At 75.0% G+C, this 16,098-nt stretch carries 18 protein-coding genes and 1 tRNA gene; 8 read left to right on the top strand and 11 right to left on the bottom strand.

The annotated features are described in order from the left end of the window. Positions 1 to 75: 75 nt before the first annotated feature. Positions 76 to 216, top strand: coding sequence for a hypothetical protein (locus ACFVU3_RS00200; RefSeq protein WP_390062307.1), 141 nt, complete (start codon positions 76 to 78; stop codon positions 214 to 216). Positions 217 to 278: 62 nt separating this feature from the next. Here the strand turns inward: ACFVU3_RS00200 and def are convergent, their stop codons facing one another. From def to ACFVU3_RS00160, 8 genes are all read right to left on the bottom strand, one after another. Further along, entirely contained in the window at positions 279 to 929 is a 651-nt protein-coding gene (gene def / locus ACFVU3_RS00195; protein WP_390062306.1) for a peptide deformylase, read from the bottom strand. Positions 930 to 995: 66 nt separating this feature from the next. Beyond that, entirely contained in the window at positions 996 to 1,976 is a 981-nt protein-coding gene (locus ACFVU3_RS00190) for a tetratricopeptide repeat protein (RefSeq protein WP_390062305.1), read from the bottom strand. An 80-nt stretch (positions 1,977 to 2,056) separates the two neighbouring features. Then, the gene (locus ACFVU3_RS00185; RefSeq protein WP_390062304.1) at positions 2,057 to 3,313 is read right to left on the bottom strand and encodes an HD-GYP domain-containing protein; all 1,257 of its coding nucleotides are present in this window, start codon (positions 3,311 to 3,313) and stop codon (positions 2,057 to 2,059) included. After that, positions 3,310 to 4,680 (bottom strand): HD-GYP domain-containing protein, encoded by a 1,371-nt coding sequence (locus ACFVU3_RS00180; protein WP_390062981.1) that lies wholly within the window; start codon positions 4,678 to 4,680, stop codon positions 3,310 to 3,312. The genes ACFVU3_RS00185 and ACFVU3_RS00180 overlap by 4 nt, the downstream gene beginning before the upstream one ends. Positions 4,681 to 4,809: 129 nt before the next feature. Further along, positions 4,810 to 5,139 (bottom strand): mycothiol system anti-sigma-R factor, encoded by a 330-nt coding sequence (rsrA, locus tag ACFVU3_RS00175; RefSeq protein WP_390062303.1) that lies wholly within the window; start codon positions 5,137 to 5,139, stop codon positions 4,810 to 4,812. Continuing rightward, complete coding sequence (locus ACFVU3_RS00170) at positions 5,136 to 5,792, bottom strand: sigma-70 family RNA polymerase sigma factor (protein WP_030492724.1); 657 nt, start codon at positions 5,790 to 5,792, stop codon at positions 5,136 to 5,138. Before ACFVU3_RS00170 ends, rsrA begins: the two co-directional genes overlap by 4 nt. A 251-nt stretch (positions 5,793 to 6,043) precedes the next feature. Beyond that, positions 6,044 to 6,721, bottom strand: a complete 678-nt coding sequence (locus tag ACFVU3_RS00165; RefSeq protein WP_390062302.1) for an alpha/beta family hydrolase — start codon at positions 6,719 to 6,721, stop codon at positions 6,044 to 6,046. A 38-nt stretch (positions 6,722 to 6,759) separates the two neighbouring features. After that, positions 6,760 to 7,575, bottom strand: coding sequence for an SOS response-associated peptidase (locus tag ACFVU3_RS00160; RefSeq protein WP_390062301.1), 816 nt, complete (start codon positions 7,573 to 7,575; stop codon positions 6,760 to 6,762). Positions 7,576 to 7,624: 49 nt separating this feature from the next. On the opposite strand from ACFVU3_RS00160, the gene ACFVU3_RS00155 reads away from it, so the two are divergent. The 4 genes from ACFVU3_RS00155 (at position 7,625) to ACFVU3_RS00140 (ending at position 11,142) form a co-directional block, all read left to right on the top strand. After that, the gene (locus tag ACFVU3_RS00155) at positions 7,625 to 8,308 is read left to right on the top strand and encodes a M50 family metallopeptidase (protein ID WP_390062300.1); all 684 of its coding nucleotides are present in this window, start codon (positions 7,625 to 7,627) and stop codon (positions 8,306 to 8,308) included. A 20-nt stretch (positions 8,309 to 8,328) separates the two neighbouring features. Then, positions 8,329 to 9,705: a 3-phosphoshikimate 1-carboxyvinyltransferase gene (gene aroA, locus ACFVU3_RS00150; protein ID WP_390062298.1), complete on the top strand. Its 1,377-nt coding sequence runs from the start codon at positions 8,329 to 8,331 to the stop codon at positions 9,703 to 9,705. A gap of 3 nt (positions 9,706 to 9,708) precedes the next feature. Then, on the top strand, positions 9,709 to 10,719 hold the full coding sequence (rsgA, locus tag ACFVU3_RS00145) for a ribosome small subunit-dependent GTPase A (RefSeq protein WP_390062296.1): 1,011 nt from the start codon (positions 9,709 to 9,711) through the stop codon (positions 10,717 to 10,719). A 99-nt stretch (positions 10,720 to 10,818) separates the two neighbouring features. Continuing rightward, complete coding sequence (locus tag ACFVU3_RS00140; RefSeq protein WP_390062295.1) at positions 10,819 to 11,142, top strand: DMT family transporter; 324 nt, start codon at positions 10,819 to 10,821, stop codon at positions 11,140 to 11,142. On the opposite strand, the gene ACFVU3_RS00135 is transcribed toward ACFVU3_RS00140, so the two are convergent. Then, positions 11,034 to 11,669, bottom strand: a complete 636-nt coding sequence (locus tag ACFVU3_RS00135; protein WP_390062293.1) for a TetR/AcrR family transcriptional regulator — start codon at positions 11,667 to 11,669, stop codon at positions 11,034 to 11,036. The genes ACFVU3_RS00140 and ACFVU3_RS00135 overlap by 109 nt on opposite strands. 131 nt (positions 11,670 to 11,800) lie before the next feature. Between ACFVU3_RS00135 and hisN the strand changes: the two genes are divergently transcribed. The 3 genes from hisN to ACFVU3_RS00120 all read left to right on the top strand — a co-directional run bounded on the left by hisN (position 11,801) and on the right by ACFVU3_RS00120 (position 13,666). Then, complete coding sequence (gene hisN / locus ACFVU3_RS00130; protein WP_390062291.1) at positions 11,801 to 12,595, top strand: histidinol-phosphatase; 795 nt, start codon at positions 11,801 to 11,803, stop codon at positions 12,593 to 12,595. A 189-nt stretch (positions 12,596 to 12,784) separates the two neighbouring features. Further along, on the top strand, positions 12,785 to 13,171 hold the full coding sequence (locus tag ACFVU3_RS00125) for a cyclic nucleotide-binding/CBS domain-containing protein (RefSeq protein ID WP_390062289.1): 387 nt from the start codon (positions 12,785 to 12,787) through the stop codon (positions 13,169 to 13,171). Positions 13,172 to 13,249: 78 nt separating this feature from the next. Then, complete coding sequence (locus ACFVU3_RS00120; RefSeq protein ID WP_390062287.1) at positions 13,250 to 13,666, top strand: Fur family transcriptional regulator; 417 nt, start codon at positions 13,250 to 13,252, stop codon at positions 13,664 to 13,666. A 149-nt stretch (positions 13,667 to 13,815) separates the two neighbouring features. On the opposite strand, the gene ACFVU3_RS00115 is transcribed toward ACFVU3_RS00120, so the two are convergent. Then, positions 13,816 to 13,889, bottom strand: a tRNA-Met gene (locus ACFVU3_RS00115). Positions 13,890 to 13,936: 47 nt separating this feature from the next. Continuing rightward, complete coding sequence (locus tag ACFVU3_RS00110) at positions 13,937 to 15,985, bottom strand: sel1 repeat family protein (RefSeq protein WP_390062285.1); 2,049 nt, start codon at positions 15,983 to 15,985, stop codon at positions 13,937 to 13,939. Between the last annotated feature and the right edge of the window lie 113 nt (positions 15,986 to 16,098).

The raw sequence follows: 16,098 nt of genomic DNA, 5'->3' as shown, positions 1-16,098 counted from the left end.
GGTTTCCCGCCGGGGAGCGGCGACCGGCCTAGAGTCGATCTTGTAACGCGTCACCACTCCCCAGGGGGAAACACCTTGACCCGCAAGACCCGCGCCCTCGCGACCGCCGTCCTCACGCTCCTGATCGTCGGCGGCACCGCCGCCACCGCCTCCGCGGGGGACATGAGCTGGCAGTCCGTGCCCGTCACCGTCCTCGGCGACATGAGCTGGCAGTAGGACGTACGGCGAAGGGCCCCGCACCGGCACGGTGCGGGGCCCTTCGTCATGGGCGCGCCGGGTCAGTCGTTGGCGACGACCGGGTAGCGCGGGGTGCCCTCTTCCATCTGGCGCAGCGCGTCCTTGCGGTCGCGCTTGGAGAGCTTGTCGATGTACAGGAAGCCGTACAGGTGGTCCGTCTCGTGCTGGAGGCAGCGGGCGAAGTAGCCCGTGCCGCGGACCTTGATGGGGTTGCCGTGCAGGTCCTGGCCGTGGACCTCGGCGAAGTCCGGGCGGGCCAGCGCCGCGTAGGCGGTGGGGACCGAGAGGCAGCCCTCGTTGGAGTCGTCGAGGTGGCGGCGGTCGGCCGGGAGCTCCTGGAGCACCGGGTTGATCACGTGGCCGGTGTGCCGGACGCCCTCGTCGTCGGGGCAGTCGTAGACGAAGACCTTGAGGCCGACGCCGATCTGGTTGGCGGCGAGGCCGACGCCCTCCGCCGTCTTCTGGCTGGCGAACATGTCGTCGACCAGGGCCGCGAGCTCGGGCCCGAACTCGGTGACGTCCTTGCACTCGTGGTGCAGCACCGGATTGCCGACGACCGTGATCGGGCGGGAGGTGCCCCGCTCGCGGTGGGCGAGCTCGCGCTCCTCGCACTCCTCCGTGTCCACGATGTAGCCGTCGTCGTCCAGGGCGTAGCCCGTGAAGGTCTGCTCGCCCGTCTCCTGCTGCGCCATGTGCCGCCGCGCCTTCCTGAAAACCCGATTCCGTCGGGGACAGCCTACGGGCCCCGGGGGCGGGGCTCAGCAGACCTCTTCGAGATCGCGCCACTCGCGGCTGTCCGGGCTGTCGGCGACCCAGCCGTCGAGGAGCCCGCGCACCAGGTTCGCCGGGGCGGCGATGCCGCACTCGCGCTCGGGGACCCACAGCTCGCCGGGCGAGCGGTGGCCGAGCGGTCCGGGGTGGCCGGGCTCGCTGTGGTCGTGCGGGTCGACGTGGTCGCCCTCGCCCTCGGCGCTGGGCATGGTCGATTCCGAGCAGGCCCGGCAGAGGAGCCGTACCGACGAGGACCAGTCCTCGGCGGCGAAGCCCGCCTCGGCGGCGAGCTGCTCCAGGGCGTCCCGGTCGGCCTCGGTGGCGGCCTCCAGGAGGACGACCCAGGTGGGGACCGGGGAGGGCGCCCACAGCTCGATCTCGTCGAAGACCGGGAAGGAGGGCCCGGCGGTGGTGGTCCGCTCGCCGTTCGGGACGCCGTCGTGGAGGACGACCTCGCCCCAGCGGCGGCCGGAGGACGGCAGCGGGATGGAGAGGACCTCGATGCGGGCCGGGTCGAGCCGGCGCCCCCACACCACCTCGGCCTCACCCTCCGGCGAGAGCCGTACGGCGGCGCTGCCGAGCTCCATCCCGGCGGGCTCGCCGGTGGCGGAGGAGGCTCCGGGGACCTTCAGTCCGTACGCCTGCCAGGCGCGGCGGGCCAGCGGCCAGTCCTGGAGGGCGGTGGCGGCGATGCCCACGTTCCACCAGTCGGGGGCGCCGGTCTCCTTGTCGAGCAGGGCCACGGCCCGCAGTCCCGCGGCGCGGGCCTGCTCCCAGTCGTGCCGGAACTTGTGGAGCAGCGCCAGGTTGAACCAGGACTCGGAGAGCCAGGGCTCCAGATCGGCCGCCCGCGTGAGCAGCGCGCCCGCGTCCTCGTACCGTCCGTCACCGATCAGCGTGAACGCGCGGTCGGTGGCCTGCCGCCACGAGGCGGAGGGCCGATGCCGTACCTTCCCGAAGATCCTCACGATTCCCGCCTGCCCGGTCGCTTCACCCTCTTGTTCGCATCCAACCATGCCGGGTCGGACGCGCGCTCATTACCCATGGGTTACCCCGTGGGGACGGAGGTCACCCCAGGGGTCGTGCCGCGGGCCAGGACCCTGGCCAGGCAGGCGACGACCTCGGGGTGGTAGTCGCGGGCGGTGCCGAGCCGGAGCAGCTCCAGGGCCTCCAGGGCGGCGGCCGCGCCCTCCCCCGCCAGGTCGTCGTAGGCGTTCACGGCGCGGACGATCCGGGCGGCCCGCGGCTGCTCGCGGTACGGGTCGGCCTGCCGCTCCACGATCCGGGCGACGGCCGCGGGGACGCCGGTCATCCGGACCACCTCGCCGCCGAGGAGGGCGATCCGCCGCTGGTCCTCGGCGGGCAGGAGCGCGGTGGCACCGCCGGCGACGGGGTCCACGAGGGAGAGCTGGCCGATGTCGTGCATGAGGGCGGCGTACTCCAGGACGGTCAGCTCGGTGCCGCCGAGGCCCAGCTCGCGGCCGACGGCGGTGGAGAGGGCGGCGACCCGGCGGGCGTGGCCGGGCGGGGTGCAGCCGGCGATCTCGGTCGCCCGGGCGAGGGACGCGATGGTCTGCCGGTTGACGGTGCGGACGGCGGCGTACCGCCGGAAGGAGACCTGGGTGAGCAGCAGCGGCACGGCGAGGACGGGCAGGGCCCAGAGTCCGGCGGCGGCGACGCCGAGGGCCATGACGACGCCGGTGGCGCAGACGGCGGAGCCGATGCCGAGGAGGGCGCGCAGTTCGTCGCGGAGGAGGGGGCCGTACGGGTAAGCGGTGCGGGCGCGGAGCAGCAGGGCGGCGAGGACGGCGTCGCAGAGGCCGGTCAGGCCGAGGACGAGGAGGAGGAAGAGGGCGTGGGCGGCGCCGAGGCCGATTCCGCCGGTGACGGCGCCGGAGTTGTAGAGCGGCTGGAAGCAGAGGGCGGCGAAGCCGACGGTGAGGACCCGGCGGGCGAGGTGGTCGGGGGCGGGGCCCCGGCCGCGGGCGATGTGGGGCACGATCCCGGCGAGTCCGCCGGCGCAGACGACGGCCACGGTCTGGAGGACGCCATGGGTCGTGGCGGCTCCGGCGTCGTCGCCGAGCAGGGCGTAGGCGAGGGCTCCGGCGGCGGCGAGCGGGGCGGGTTCGCGCTCCCCGGGGTGGGCGCCCCAGCGGGCCAGCTCGCCGAGGGCGATGAGGGTGCCGAAGGCGAGGGCGTTGCCCGGTTCGGCGACGCCGCGCCAGAGGGTGTCGCCGAGGCCGGCCAGGGCGAGGAGGAGAGCGGCGGTGTGGACGGCGCGGACGGTGGGGGTCCCCGGTCTCATGCGGGCTCCTCGGTCCTGGCGGGGAGCGGGCCGGGGGTGCGGGGCGCGGGGACCTGGCCGCCGGCTTCGTCGGCGGTGACGGCGGTCCGCCAGCCGTGGCGGGCGAGGGCGCGGGCGAGGGCGGCGACCATCCGGGGGTCGAACTGGCTGCCGGCGCACCGTTCCAGTTCGGCGAGGGCGGTGGCGACGGGCCGGGCGCGGCTGTAGGAGCGGGTGGAGGTCATGGCGTCGAAGGCGTCGGCGACGGCGACGACCCGGGCGCATTCGGGGATCTCCTCGCCGCGCAGTCCGTAGGGGTAGCCGCTGCCGTCGATCCGTTCGTGGTGGTGGAGGACGGCGTCGCGGGCCTCGCCGAGGAAGCCGATGCCGCGGACCATCTCGTGGCCGTACTCGGGGTGGAGTTCGATGATCCGGCGCTCCTCGGGGGTGAGCGGGCCGTCCTTGCGGAGGACCCGGGTGGGGACGCCGAGCTTGCCGACGTCGTGGAGGATGCCGGCGAACCGGACGGTGTCGAGCCGGTCGCCGTCCATGCCGAGTTCACGGGCGATCAGGACGGAGGCGTGGCCGACGCGTTCGCTGTGGCCGCGGGTGTAGCTGTCCTTGATGTCGACGGCCTGGACGAGGGCCCGGATGGTGGACTGGTGGGCGGCGCGCTCGTGGTGGTACTGGGCGAAGACCCAGCAGGAGATGTACATGGGGAGCATCACCAGGAGGGCGGCGGCGGGTCCGTGGGGGCTGCGCCAGAGGACGCCCATCATGAGTCCGGCGAGGCCGTGGACCAGGTGGGGGGCGAGGGCCCGGCCGAGGAGTCCGCGCCAGGCGGCGCGGAGCGGGAGCCCGTCGGCGGTGGCGCGGATGCCGCCGTCGAGGGCGGTGAGGACGAGGCAGAAGACGAGGGAGGCCGCGAGGGCGGGGAGGGCCGCGTGGGGCAGCACGGGGCCGCCGGGGCCGGAGCCGAGGGCGGCGGGGGCGCCGAGGGCGGTGGCGGTGTGGGCGGCGGCCCAGGCGGCGAGGGCGGTGGCGGAGGCGCGCCAGGCGCGGCGCCAGCCGGCGGGGGGTTCCTCGACGCGGGCCAGGAGGCCGCCGGGGAGGGCGGCGAGCGCGGCGGCGGCGGGGGGCAGCAGCAGGGCGGCGGCGAGGAGGACCGGGAAGAAGGAGCCGGTGCCCATGGGGACGGAGCCGCCGAGGGCCCGGCCGAGGAGGCGGCAGCGGGCGGGCAGCTCGCAGAGCGCGTACAGGGCGGCGAGGAGTCCGGCCGTCGCCCAGGGGGTGGGCGACGGCGGGAGGAGCGCGGGCAGGGCGCACGCTCCGGCGCCGAGGGCGGCGCAGACGATGTACGCGCGGGCCGTTCGCGGGAGGGGCTTCACGACCGTCACGCGGTCACGCTAGCGAGGACGGCGGCCGCGGAAGGCGGGCCGCCGTCGATTCCTACCATCGGGTGATACAAGCTGACGGATGCGCGGTCCGGACGGGTCCGGGTCCCGCGCGTCCGCGGGTCACTCCTGGGCGGCGGCCGGGGTCTGCGGGGCCGGGCTCTCAGGGGCGGTGGCGTCCTGCTCGGGCACCAGGTGGCCGGCGCGGATCAGGTCGATCCGGCCCATCACCTTGGCCCGCAGGTCGGTGGGCACGTCGTCGCTGCCGCAGCAGCGCTTCACGAGCTTCTTCACGGCCTGCTCCAGGCCGTACTTCTCCAGGCACGGGGAGCACTCCTCGAAGTGCACCTCGAACTTGGTGCAGTCGCTGTCGGGCATCTCACGGTCGAGGAACTCGTAGAGATGGTCCAGGACTTCCGAGCAATCCGTCTCGTGCGGGTCTCCGCAGCTCATGAGTCCGCGCCTTTCAGATCCTTGGACGACTCTCCGGCGCCGGCGGGGACGAGGCCGCGCTCGCGGGCGTAGTCCTCGAGCATGCCGCGGAGCTGGCGGCGGCCCCGGTGCAGGCGGGACATCACCGTACCGATGGGGGTCCCCATGATGTCGGCGATCTCCTTGTAGGCAAAGCCCTCGACATCGGCGAGGTAGACCGCGATGCGGAACTCCTCGGGGATCGCCTGGAGCGCTTCCTTCACGTCCGAGTCGGGGAGGTGGTCGAGCGCCTGCGACTCGGCGGAGCGCAGGCCGGTCGACATGTGCGACTCGGCGCGGGCGAGCTGCCAGTCCTCGATCTCCTCGGCGGCGCTGCGCTGGGGCTCACGCTGCTTCTTGCGGTACGAGTTGATGAAGGTGTTGGTGAGGATGCGGTACAGCCACGCCTTGAGGTTGGTGCCCTCGCGGAACTGGTGGAAGGAGCCGTACGCCTTCGCGTAGGTCTCCTGCACCAGGTCCTCGGCGTCCGCGGGGTTGCGCGTCATCCGCAGCGCGGCCGAGTACATCTGGTCGAGGTAGCCGAGGGCGTCCCGCTCGAAGCGCGCGTTGCGCTCCTCGGTCGTCTCCTCGGGGCCGTCGTCGGTCCCTGTGTCGGTCCCAGTGACCGGACCCACCTCCTCCAGCGCGGTGACGGGGCCGGTGCCGGACCCGCTCGTCTCGGAGGATAGACGAGGAACGGCTCCGCCCGCCGCCCGAATCGGGGCGGCCTTGGGTGCGGGCAGCACGGTCCAGTCGAGCTCCGCGGACCTGACCCGCTCCGGGCAGATGGTCGAACCCATGCGACGGACTCCCTCTCTCGCTTCTCACACCGACGCTCTCCACAACAGTGGCTCCGGCCCCGGCATTCCCGGGCCCCGGGCGGGTCTCAGCGCAGCCCGTCGAGCCAGTCGCCGACGGCCTCGACGATCCGTCCGACGGTCGCGTCCTGGTCGACGGGGGCCCGCTTGGGGACGGCGAAGCCGTGGTCGCCGTACGGGATCCCGACGAGCTCGTACGCCGTCCCGTCGCCGCTCACCGCCCTTCCGCCGGCGTCGTCCCCCTCGACGCCCGGGAACTCCTCCGGCCGGCCGAAGGGGTCGTTGCCGCCCTGGACGACGAGGGTGGGCAGGCCGGTGGAGAGGAGTTCGGCGGCGCGGGAGCTCTCCGGCTTCCCCGGCGGGTGGAGCGGGAAGCTCAGGGCGAGGACGGCGGCGGCGCCGAGCTCCGCGCCGGTCCGGCAGGCCACCCGGGCGCCCGCGCTGCGGCCGCCCGCGACGACCGGGAGGCCGGGCGCGGCGAGCGCCGGCCAGAGGCCGCGCCAGCCGGTGTCGAGCGTCCTGGGCGCGGGCGCGACCTTCTTCCCCGCGACCCGCCAGGGCTGTTCGACCAGGGCGACGGTGACGCCCCGGGCGGGCAGGGCGGCGGCGAGTGCGGCAAGGTCGCGGGCCTCGATTCCGCCGCCGGCGCCGTGGCCGAGGGCGAGGACGCGGCGGGCCTCCGGGGCGGTGTGCCAGGTGATGCGCGCCTCACCGGCGCCGGTGGAAACGGTCTCGATCTTCGTCACGTCCCCATCCTGCCGCCCGGGGCGGTGCCGGGAGGCGTTCAGAACAGCGTGCCGACCTCCGGGCCCGCCAGTTCGGTGAGGAGTTCGGGGCCGTTGTTGCGGACGTTGCTGACGGCGGTGGCGACCGGGTAGGCCCGCATCAGGCCCCGCGGCGGCGGGGCGAGCAGGGCGCGCAGTTCGTCGAGGCCGGTGGTGGCCGGGTCGAGCCAGGCGTCCCAGTGGTCCTCGGTGAGCATCAGCGGCATGCGGGGGTGGATCTCGGCGAGCGTGCCGGGGCCCTCGGCGGGCGCCACGCCGAGCGGGCCGGTCTCGGCCTCGGTGGTGATCACGGAGCAGGTGGCCCACCAGGCGCCCGGGTGCTCGGGCGGCAGCGCGGGGTCGCGCCAGAACTCGTAGAGGCCGGCCATGGCGAAGACGGAGCCGTCCGCCGGGGTCACGAAGTACGGCTGCTTCCGGGGCCGCTTCTTCTTCCCCTCGACCTCCAGGTCGCGCTCGGAGGCGCCGGTCACCCACTCGTAATAGCCGTCGGCGGGCAGGATGCAGCGGCGGGCCTGGAAGGCGCGCTTGAAGGAGGGCTTCTCGTGCACGGTCTCGGCCCGGGCGTTGATCATCCGGGCGGCGCCCTCCGGCGACTTCGACCAGGACGGGACCAGTCCCCATCGCAGGGCGCGCAGCTGGCGAACCGGACGGCGCGTCCGCGCGTCCTTCAGAGGGCGTTCGAGGACCGCGTGGACCTCCTTCGTGGGGGCCACGTTCCAGTCCTGGTCCAGGGTCTCCTCCGGCTCCCACTTCTCGATCCCGAAGAGGTCCACGAGGTCCTCGGGCCGCCGGCTCGCCGCATAACGTCCGCACATACGTGCCACACTGCCACGATCCCCGAGCCCGAGAGGAGCGGACCGAAGGATGGACCTCTTCAGCCCGCAGGCCGCCCCGGACGAGTGGCTGGTGATCGCCACCGGTGTCGCCGCGCTCGCCGTCACCGTGCCCCGCCGGCTCTGGCTGCTCGCGCGCAACGCGATCACCATCGCCCACGAGGGCGGCCACGCCCTGGTCGCGCTCGTCTGCCGCCGCCGCCTGGAGGCGATCCGGCTGCACTCCGACACCAGCGGCGTCACCGTCACCCGGGGCCGCCCCACCGGTCTCGGCGTCGTCCTCACCCTGGCCGCCGGCTACACGGCGGCCCCGCTGCTGGGCCTCGGCGGGGCCGCGCTGCTCGGCGCCGGCCGGGTCGCCGTACTGCTGTGGCTGGCGACCGCGCTGCTGCTCGCCGTGCTGGTGATGGTCCGCAACGCGTACGGGGTCTTCTCCGTCGTCCTCACCGGGGCGCTCTTCGTCCTGGTGTCCTGGCTGGCGCCCCCGGAGGTGCAGGCGGCCTTCGCGTACGCGGTGGTGTGGTTCCTGCTCCTCGGCGGGGTGCGGCCGGCCTTCGAGCTCCAGGCGAAGCGCCGGCACGGCGGCGCTCCCGACTCGGACGCCGACCAGCTCTCCCGGCTCACCCATGTGCCCGCGGGGGTGTGGCTGGCCTTCTTCCACACGGTGTCCCTCTGCTGCCTGATCGGCGGCGCCACCTGGCTTCTGGGCTTCTGACACCCCCGTACAGTGAGGGCATGACCGCAGCTTCCCCCGCGCACCCCGATCCGTCGCAGCCCGCAGCCCCCGCGGGCCCGGACCTCTGGCCCGCCCCGTACGCGAGCGGCCCCGTCGACGCGACCGTGACCGTGCCGGGCTCGAAGTCGGTCACCAACCGCGCCCTCGTCCTGGCCGCGCTCGCCGCCGAGCCGGGCTGGGTGCGCCGCCCCCTGCGCTCCCGCGACACCCTCCTGATGGCCGAGGGCCTGCGCACCCTGGGAGTGAGGATCGAGGAGACGGTGTCGTCCAGCTCCTCCGGCCCGGGAGGCCCGGGCGGCTCCGGCGAGGCGTGGCGGGTCATCCCCGCCCCGCCGCGCGGCCCCGCCGCGGTCGACGTCGGCAACGCCGGCACCGTCATGCGCTTCCTGCCGCCGGTCGCCGCGCTCGCCGACGGCCCGGTCCGCTTCGACGGCGACCCCCGCTCCCACGAGCGCCCGCTGCACGGTGTGATCGACGCGCTGCGCGCGCTCGGCGCCCGGATCGACGACGAGGGCCGCGGCGCCCTCCCGATGACCGTGCACGGCTCCGGCGGCCTGGACGGCGGCGTCGTCGAGATCGACGCCTCCTCGTCCTCCCAGTTCGTCAGCGCCCTGCTGCTCTCCGGCGCCCGCTTCAACCAGGGCGTGGAGGTCCGGCACGTGGGCGGCCGGCTGCCGTCGATGCCGCACATCCGGATGACCGTGGACATGCTCCGCGCGGTGGGCGCCAAGGTCGACGAGCCGGAGCACGGCGGCGAGCCGGACGTGTGGCGGGTCGCCCCGTCGGCGCTGCGCGGCCGGGACCTGGTCGTCGAGCCGGACCTGTCGAACGCGCAGCCGTTCCTGGCGGCCGCGCTGGTCACCGGCGGCCGGGTGACGGTCCCGGACTGGCCGGCCCGCACCACCCAGCCGGGCGACGAGCTGCGCCGGATCTTCACCGAGATGGGTGGTGTCTGCGAGCTCACCGACGCCGGTCTCACCTTCACCGGCACCGGCCGGATCCACGGCATCGACGTGGACCTGGGCGAGGTCGGCGAGCTGACCCCCGGCATCGCGGCGGTCGCCGCCCTCGCGGACTCCCCCTCCACCCTGCGCGGGGTGGCGCACCTGCGGCTCCACGAGACCGACCGGCTGGCGGCGCTGACCAAGGAGATCAACGGCCTCGGCGGCGACGTCACCGAGACCGAGGACGGTCTGCGCATCCGCCCGCGCCCGCTGCGCGGCGGCGTCTTCCACACGTACCACGACCACCGGATGGCGACCGCGGGCGCGATCATCGGCCTCGCCGTGCCGGGCGTGGAGATCGAGGACGTGGCGACGACCGCCAAGACCTTGCCGGACTTCCCGGGGATGTGGACCGAAATGCTCGGAGCCTGAACCATGCGGCGCTACGGCAAGCACACCGACGAGGACGACATCCGCCAGCGGCCCAACCGCAAGGGCACCCGGCCGCGGACCACCATCCGGCCCAAGCACGAGGACGCCGTCGAGGGCATGGTCCTCACCGTGGACCGCGGCAGGCTGACCTGCCTGGTCGAGGACCGGACCGTGATGGCGATGAAGGCCCGCGAGCTGGGCCGCAAGGCGGCCGTGGTCGGCGACCGGGTCTCCCTGGTGGGCGACCTGTCCGGCGAGAAGGACACGCTGGCCCGGATCGTGCGGATCGGCGAGCGGGACTCGCTGCTCCGCCGCACGGCCGACGACGACGACCCGTACGAGCGGGTGGTCGTGGCCAACGCCGACCAGCTCGCGATCGTCACCGCGCTCGCCGACCCCGAGCCGCGCCCCCGGCTGATCGACCGCTGCCTGGTCGCCGCCTACGACGGCGGCCTGGAGCCCTTCCTGGTGCTGACCAAGTCGGACCTGGCGCCGCCGGAGAAGCTGCTGGAGCTCTACGGCGACCTGGACATCCCCTTCGTGGTGGTGAACCGGGAGGAGCTGTACGACGGCGGCGCCGCGGACCGGGTGCGGGAGTACCTGGACGGCCGGGTGACGGCCTTCGTCGGGCACTCCGGCGTCGGCAAGACGACGCTGGTGAACGCGCTGGTGCCGGAGGAGAGGCGCCGGATCACCGGCCATGTGAACGCGGTGACGGGACGCGGCCGGCACACCACGACCTCGGCGCTCGCGCTGCCGCTGGACGTGGTGGACGGCTGGGTCATCGACACGCCGGGCGTGCGCTCCTTCGGTCTGCACCACGTCGATCCGTCCCGGGTCATCCACGCCTTCCCCGACCTGGAGCCGGGCACGGAGAACTGCCCGCGCGCGTGCAGCCACGACGAGCCCGAGTGCGCCCTGGACGCGTGGGTGGCGGAGGGGCACGCCGATCCGGCGCGGCTGTTCTCGCTGCGGCGGCTGCTCGCCACCCGGGAGCGCCGCGAGGGCGACTGAGCCGTCCCGGGGGCGGAGCGGTGTTTACTCCGCCCCCCAGACCGGTAAGGACATAACCGCACAAGTGCGGATGATCCGACCGGGCGGGAGGCGGGAACGATGGCGTGGCTGCTGGTGGTGGTCGCCGGGCTCCTGGAGACGGGGTTCGCCGTCTGCCTGAAGCTCTCGCACGGATTCACCCGGCTGTGGCCGACGATCGCCTTCGCCTGCTTCGCCCTCGGCAGCTTCGGGCTGCTGACCCTCGCCCTGAAGAAGCTCGACGTGGGCCCGGCGTACGCGGTGTGGACGGGGATCGGAGCGGCCGGCACCGCCATCTACGGCATGGTGTTCCTGGGCGACGTGGTCTCCACGCTCAAGATCGTCTCGATCAGTTTCGTCATCGTGGGGGTCGTCGGCCTCCAGCTGTCCGGCTCCGCGCACTGACCCTCCGGCGGCAGGGCCGGGGCGACCACGTGGCTGACGGCGAGCCGCAGGGCCAGCTCGCAGCCGGCCGCCCACCGCTCCCCCGCGCAGAGCGCGGTCGTCGCGAGGAGTTCCCCCGGCGCCGGCGGCCCGGCGTCGGCCCTCCGCTGCGCGGGTACGGGGGCGGGGCGGGCGCCCGGCCGGGCCGGACGGGGCCGGGGCAGGCCCTCGGTCCAGGCGCCGGTGAGCAGCGAGCGCAGTATCGGCCGGTCGCCGGCGCGGACGACGGTCCACTCGGCGACGGCGGCGAGGGCGCGGGCGGGCGGCTGGGGCGTGTCGAGCAGCCGGCGCACCCCGTCGAGGTAGGCGTCGGCCTCGTGGCGGACGAGGGCGCGGGCCAGCCCCTCCTTGCTGCCGAACTCGTTGTAGAGGGTCTGGCGGGAGACCCGGGCGGCGACGGCGAGGTCGGCCATCCGCACGGCGGACCAGGAGTGGCGCGCCAGAGCGGCGAGGGCGGCGGCGAGAAGGGCCTCGCGGGCGGTCGGCATGGGCGGCTCCGGGCCGGACGGTGGGCCCCCCAGGGTCGGCAGAGGCGTCGGCCCTGTCAAGGGCGCGGCGGCCGGGCGCCGTCCCTGGACGGTCCACCGGCCCTCCGGCGCGCGGCGCTAGAGTGCCGGACATGGCCGATTACCACGATGACCTGCGTCTTGCCCATGCCCTCGCGGATGCCGCCGACGCGGCCACCATGGCCCGCTTCCAGGCCCTGGACCTGAAGGTCGAGACGAAGCCGGACATGACCCCGGTGAGCGAGGCGGACCGGGCCGCCGAGGAGCTGATCCGCGCGGGGCTCCAGAAGGAGCGGCCCGAGGACGCGATCCTGGGCGAGGAGTACGGCGTGGAGGGCACCGGCCCGCGCCGCTGGGTGATCGACCCGATCGACGGCACCAAGAACTACGTGCGCGGGGTGCCGGTGTGGGCGACCCTGATCGCGCTGATGGAGGAGGGCGAGGACGGCTTCCAGCCGGTGGTCGGCGTGGTGTCGGCGCCGGCGCTGGGCCGCCGCTGGTGGGCGGCGAAGGGCCTGGGCGCCTTCACCGGCACCGGCCCGGAGTCGGGGACCCGGATCGGTGTGTCCCAGGTGGCCTCGCTGGCCGACGCGTCCTTCGCGTACTCCTCGCTGAGCGGCTGGGAGGAGCGGGGCCGGCTGGACGCGTTCCTGGACCTCACGCGCGCGTGCTGGCGGACCCGGGCGTACGGCGACTTCTGGCCGTACATGATGGTCGCCGAGGGCACCGTGGACCTGTGCGCGGAGCCGGAGCTGTCGCTGTGGGACATGGCGGCGGTGGCGGTCGTGGTGCAGGAGGCCGGCGGCTCGTACACCGGCCTGGACGGACGGCCCGGCCCGCACAGCGGCAACGCGGCGGCCTCGAACGGGCTGCTCCACGAGGCGCTGCTGGGGCACCTGGGGCACTAGGAACCGGAAGGGCCCCGCCCCGGTCCGGGCGCGCCCCTGACCGGTCCGGGGCGCGCCCCCGGCCGCCCCCGGGCGCGCCTCGCGCGCCCCCTTGTCGGGCCCGTTCTCCGGTGCGACTCTGAGAGCCCCCCACTTGTGCATTTGTGAACCGCCTCACGCGGGCGGTTCGCCGAGGAGGTGGCTCCATCCATGCTCGTCCGTGACGCCATGAGCACGGTGGTCCTCACCGTCGGACCCGCCCACACCCTCCGTCAGGCCGCCCGGCTGATGTCCGCCCGCCGGGTCGGCGCGGCCGTCGTCCTCGACGGCGACTCCGGGATCGGCATCCTCACCGAGCGCGACATCCTGAACTCCCTGGGACGCGGCGAGGACCCGGACCACGAGACGGCCGGCTCCCACACCACCCACGAGGTCGTCTTCGCCGCGCCCGGCTGGACGCTGGAGGAGGCGGCCGAGGCGATGACCAGGGGCGGCTTCCGCCATCTGGTCGTCCTGGACCATCTCGGGCCGGTCGGCATGGTCTCGGTCCGCGACATCATCCGCTGCTGGCTCCCGGCCCACAGCGTGGCCGACTGACCCCGCCCCTCCCCCACCTGGGTCCACGGGGTGGAAGCCCGCTCCGCCCCGTTTCCGCCCGCTGTTACCCTGGCCCTCATGAGCGACCTGTTGGAACGACTGCGCGGACGCGGCTGGCGGATGACCGCGCAGCGCCGTGTCGTCGCCGAGGTCCTCGACGGCGACCACGTGCATCTCACCGCGGACGAGGTGCACGCCCGCGCCGTCGAGCGCCTGCCCGAGATCTCCCGCGCGACCGTCTACAACACGCTGGGCGAGATGGTCACGCTCGGTGAGGTCATCGAGGTCGCCACCGACGGCCGCGCCAAGCGGTACGACCCCAACGCCCACCGGCCGCACCAGCACCTGGTCTGCGCCGGCTGCGGCGCGATCCGGGACGTCCACCCGGCGGGCGACCCGCTGCGGGACCTGCCGGACGCGGAGCGCTTCGGCTTCACGATCTCGAACGTCGAGGTCACGTACCGGGGCCTCTGCCCGAACTGCGCGACCGCGTAGCCGACCGCGGCGGAGTCACCACCGAAGGGCGTCCCGGAAGGGGCGCCCTTCCCCGTACGCCCTTCGCCCTCGGCCCTTCGCGTTTCCCGCCCGGGGGAACGCCGAAGGCCCGGATCGTCTGGGACGATCCGGGCCTTCGGGCTACTGAGTAGCGGGGACAGGATTTGAACCTGCGACCTCTGGGTTATGAGCCCAGCGAGCTACCGAGCTGCTCCACCCCGCGTCGGTGAACCCAACCTTACGGGACGCGTGTGACAGGAGCAAATCGCTTTACGCCGTCAGCTCCTGGTGGAGCGCCTCGCTGAGCCGCGCCGCCCGCTCGGCGACCTCGGCCGGGCCGAGCTCCACGGCGCGGGCGCACCACTTGCGGCCCTCGGACAGCTCGCCCCGGCGGGCGGCGAGCAGCGCGAGCCGGAGCGCCGCGCGGCCGTGCCCGGCCCGGGCGGCGCGGGTCCACCAGAGGGCGGCCTCGCGCTCGCTGCCCTCGCGGGCGAGGAGCAGTCCGAGGTTGAAGGCGCCGTTGCGGCTGCCGGCCTCGGCGGCCTCCCGGTACCAGCGGGCGGCCCCGGTGAGGTCGCCGCGCCCGGCGGCGAGCATGCCGACCCGCACCTGGGCGCGCCGGTGGCCCTGCTGGGCGGCCCGCTCGTACCACTCCTCGCACTCGGTCTTCTGGTCCACGGGGGCGCCGAGGACCACGGGTCCGGGGTCGGGGCGGCGGGCGTCGAGGACGGTGGCCAGCCGGAAGGCGGCCTCGGCGCTGCCGCCGCCGGCGGCGCAGCGCAGGTGCCGCTCGGCGGTCTGCTCGTCGCCGTCGCGCAGGGCGGCGATGCCGACCTGGAGGGCGGCCTCGGTGTGCCCGGCGGCGGCGGCCCGCTCGTACCAGACGAGCGCGGCGCGGTCGTCGTCACGGCCCGCGTGGATGATGCCGAGGTTGAAGGCCGCGTCCACGGACCCGGCCTCGGCCGCCTTGGAGAACCACGGCTCGGCGCCGCCCGCGTCGCCGGCCTGGAGGAGCAGCACGGCGAGCGCGTTGGCGGCCTCGCGGTGGCCGGCGTAGGCCGCGCGGCGGTACCACTGCTCGGCCTGCGGGAGGCGGTCCTGGGCGGCACAGAGCAGCCCCAGGTTGTAGGCGCCGTTGACGTCGCCGGCGTCCATGGCGGCGCGGTACCAGCGCTCGGCGGTCTGCTGCTCGCCCCGGGCGGCGTGCAGGGCGCCGAGGGCGTTGGCCGCGTTGCCGTCGCCGTCCTGCGCGGCGCGCAGCCACCAGACGGCGGCGCTCTCCTCGTCGCCGGCGTCGCGCAGCAGGAAGCCGAGGGCGCAGGCGGCCTTGGCCTCGCCCTCCTTGGCGGAGCTGAGGTACCAGCGTCCGGCCTCCTTCAGTTCGCCGCGCTGTTCCAGGATGGCTCCGAGGTGCAGGGCGGCCCGCCGGTGTCCCCGGGCGGCCGCCTGCCGGAACCACTGCTCGGCCTCGCCGAGCGGCCCGGCACCGGCGGTCTCCCCGGCCCGCGGCGGGGCGGCCTCCGGGCGCGGGACGGCGACGGCGGGCGCGCGGTCGCCGTTCCGGAGGGTGTCGGCCGCGCGGAGGCGGCCGGCGGTGTCGTACGCGTGGCCCGCGCGGCCGGCGGAGGCGGCGGGGCCGTAGGCGTGCGGGCCGCGGAGGGTCTCGGTGGCGCGCCGCTCCAGGGCGACGGCGAGCCGGTAGGCGGCCTCGCGGTGGCCCTGTTCGGCGGCGGCGCGCAGCCACCGCTCGGCGCCGACGTCGCTGCGGTGCTCCAGGAGGTCGGCGAGGGCGTAGGCGCCCAGCGCGTGGCCCTGCTCGGCGGCCTGGCGGAGCCAGTACTCGGCGGCGGGCTCGTCGCCGCGCTCGCGGTGGTGGCGGCCCAGCGCGTGCGCGGCGGGCGCGGAGCCGGCGACGGCGGCGACCCGCCACCAGCCGGCCGCCTCGTCGGGGTAGCCGCGCTGGTGGAGCAGGACGCCGAGGTTGTTGGCGGCGGCGCGGTCGCCCTCGGCGGTGGCGCCGCGCAGGAAGGGCTCGGCGGCGTCGAGGTCGCCGCGGCGCAGCAGGAGGGCGCCGAGGGCGCTCATCGCGTCGGTGTCGCCGCGCTCGGCGGCCTTGCGGTGCCGGCCCTCGGTCTCGGCCTCGGTCTCGGCCTCGGTGTCGGGTCCGGCGTCCGGGAGGGTCCCGGTCCTGGCGGCGGTGTCGACGACCGCATCGACGGCCGGAACTGCCTCGATGATCTCGTCCGCGGCATCTCTGGCGTGCCGCTGCACAAACCGCCCTGTCTCCAACAGAGTTGCCCTGTCCCCCATAAATACCATCGTCGCACCACCCGCAACCCGCGCACACCCGGTATACCGCAGCCCGTGAGGTCACCTCAGCGTTTTGTCGACATGCCCACAGAGAGACAAGTCAAACACGAGACGCCTCAACT

Origin of the sequence: Streptomyces sp. NPDC058052 (assembly GCF_042885515.1) — a bacterium.
Classification (GTDB): domain Bacteria; phylum Actinomycetota; class Actinomycetes; order Streptomycetales; family Streptomycetaceae; genus Streptomyces.
Note: the sequence above shows the minus strand (reverse complement) of the source record. Positions and strands in the feature narration are given on the sequence as shown.

Excerpts from the sequence above, each read along its gene's own strand:
- ACFVU3_RS00120 (WP_390062287.1), top strand. The coding sequence starts at position 13,250 with ATGAGCGACCTGTTGGAACGACTGCGCGGACGCGGCTGGCGGATGACC.
- ACFVU3_RS00140 (WP_390062295.1), top strand. The coding sequence starts at position 10,819 with ATGGCGTGGCTGCTGGTGGTGGTCGCCGGGCTCCTGGAGACGGGGTTC.
- ACFVU3_RS00135 (WP_390062293.1), bottom strand. The coding sequence starts at position 11,669 with ATGCCGACCGCCCGCGAGGCCCTTCTCGCCGCCGCCCTCGCCGCTCTG.
- ACFVU3_RS00155 (WP_390062300.1), top strand. The coding sequence starts at position 7,625 with ATGGACCTCTTCAGCCCGCAGGCCGCCCCGGACGAGTGGCTGGTGATC.
- ACFVU3_RS00110 (WP_390062285.1), bottom strand. The coding sequence starts at position 15,985 with ATGGTATTTATGGGGGACAGGGCAACTCTGTTGGAGACAGGGCGGTTT.
- aroA (WP_390062298.1), top strand. The coding sequence starts at position 8,329 with ATGACCGCAGCTTCCCCCGCGCACCCCGATCCGTCGCAGCCCGCAGCC.
- ACFVU3_RS00185 (WP_390062304.1), bottom strand. The coding sequence starts at position 3,313 with ATGAGACCGGGGACCCCCACCGTCCGCGCCGTCCACACCGCCGCTCTC.
- ACFVU3_RS00125 (WP_390062289.1), top strand. The coding sequence starts at position 12,785 with ATGCTCGTCCGTGACGCCATGAGCACGGTGGTCCTCACCGTCGGACCC.
- rsrA (WP_390062303.1), bottom strand. The coding sequence starts at position 5,139 with ATGAGCTGCGGAGACCCGCACGAGACGGATTGCTCGGAAGTCCTGGAC.
- ACFVU3_RS00160 (WP_390062301.1), bottom strand. The coding sequence starts at position 7,575 with ATGTGCGGACGTTATGCGGCGAGCCGGCGGCCCGAGGACCTCGTGGAC.
- rsgA (WP_390062296.1), top strand. The coding sequence starts at position 9,709 with ATGCGGCGCTACGGCAAGCACACCGACGAGGACGACATCCGCCAGCGG.
- hisN (WP_390062291.1), top strand. The coding sequence starts at position 11,801 with ATGGCCGATTACCACGATGACCTGCGTCTTGCCCATGCCCTCGCGGAT.
- def (WP_390062306.1), bottom strand. The coding sequence starts at position 929 with ATGGCGCAGCAGGAGACGGGCGAGCAGACCTTCACGGGCTACGCCCTG.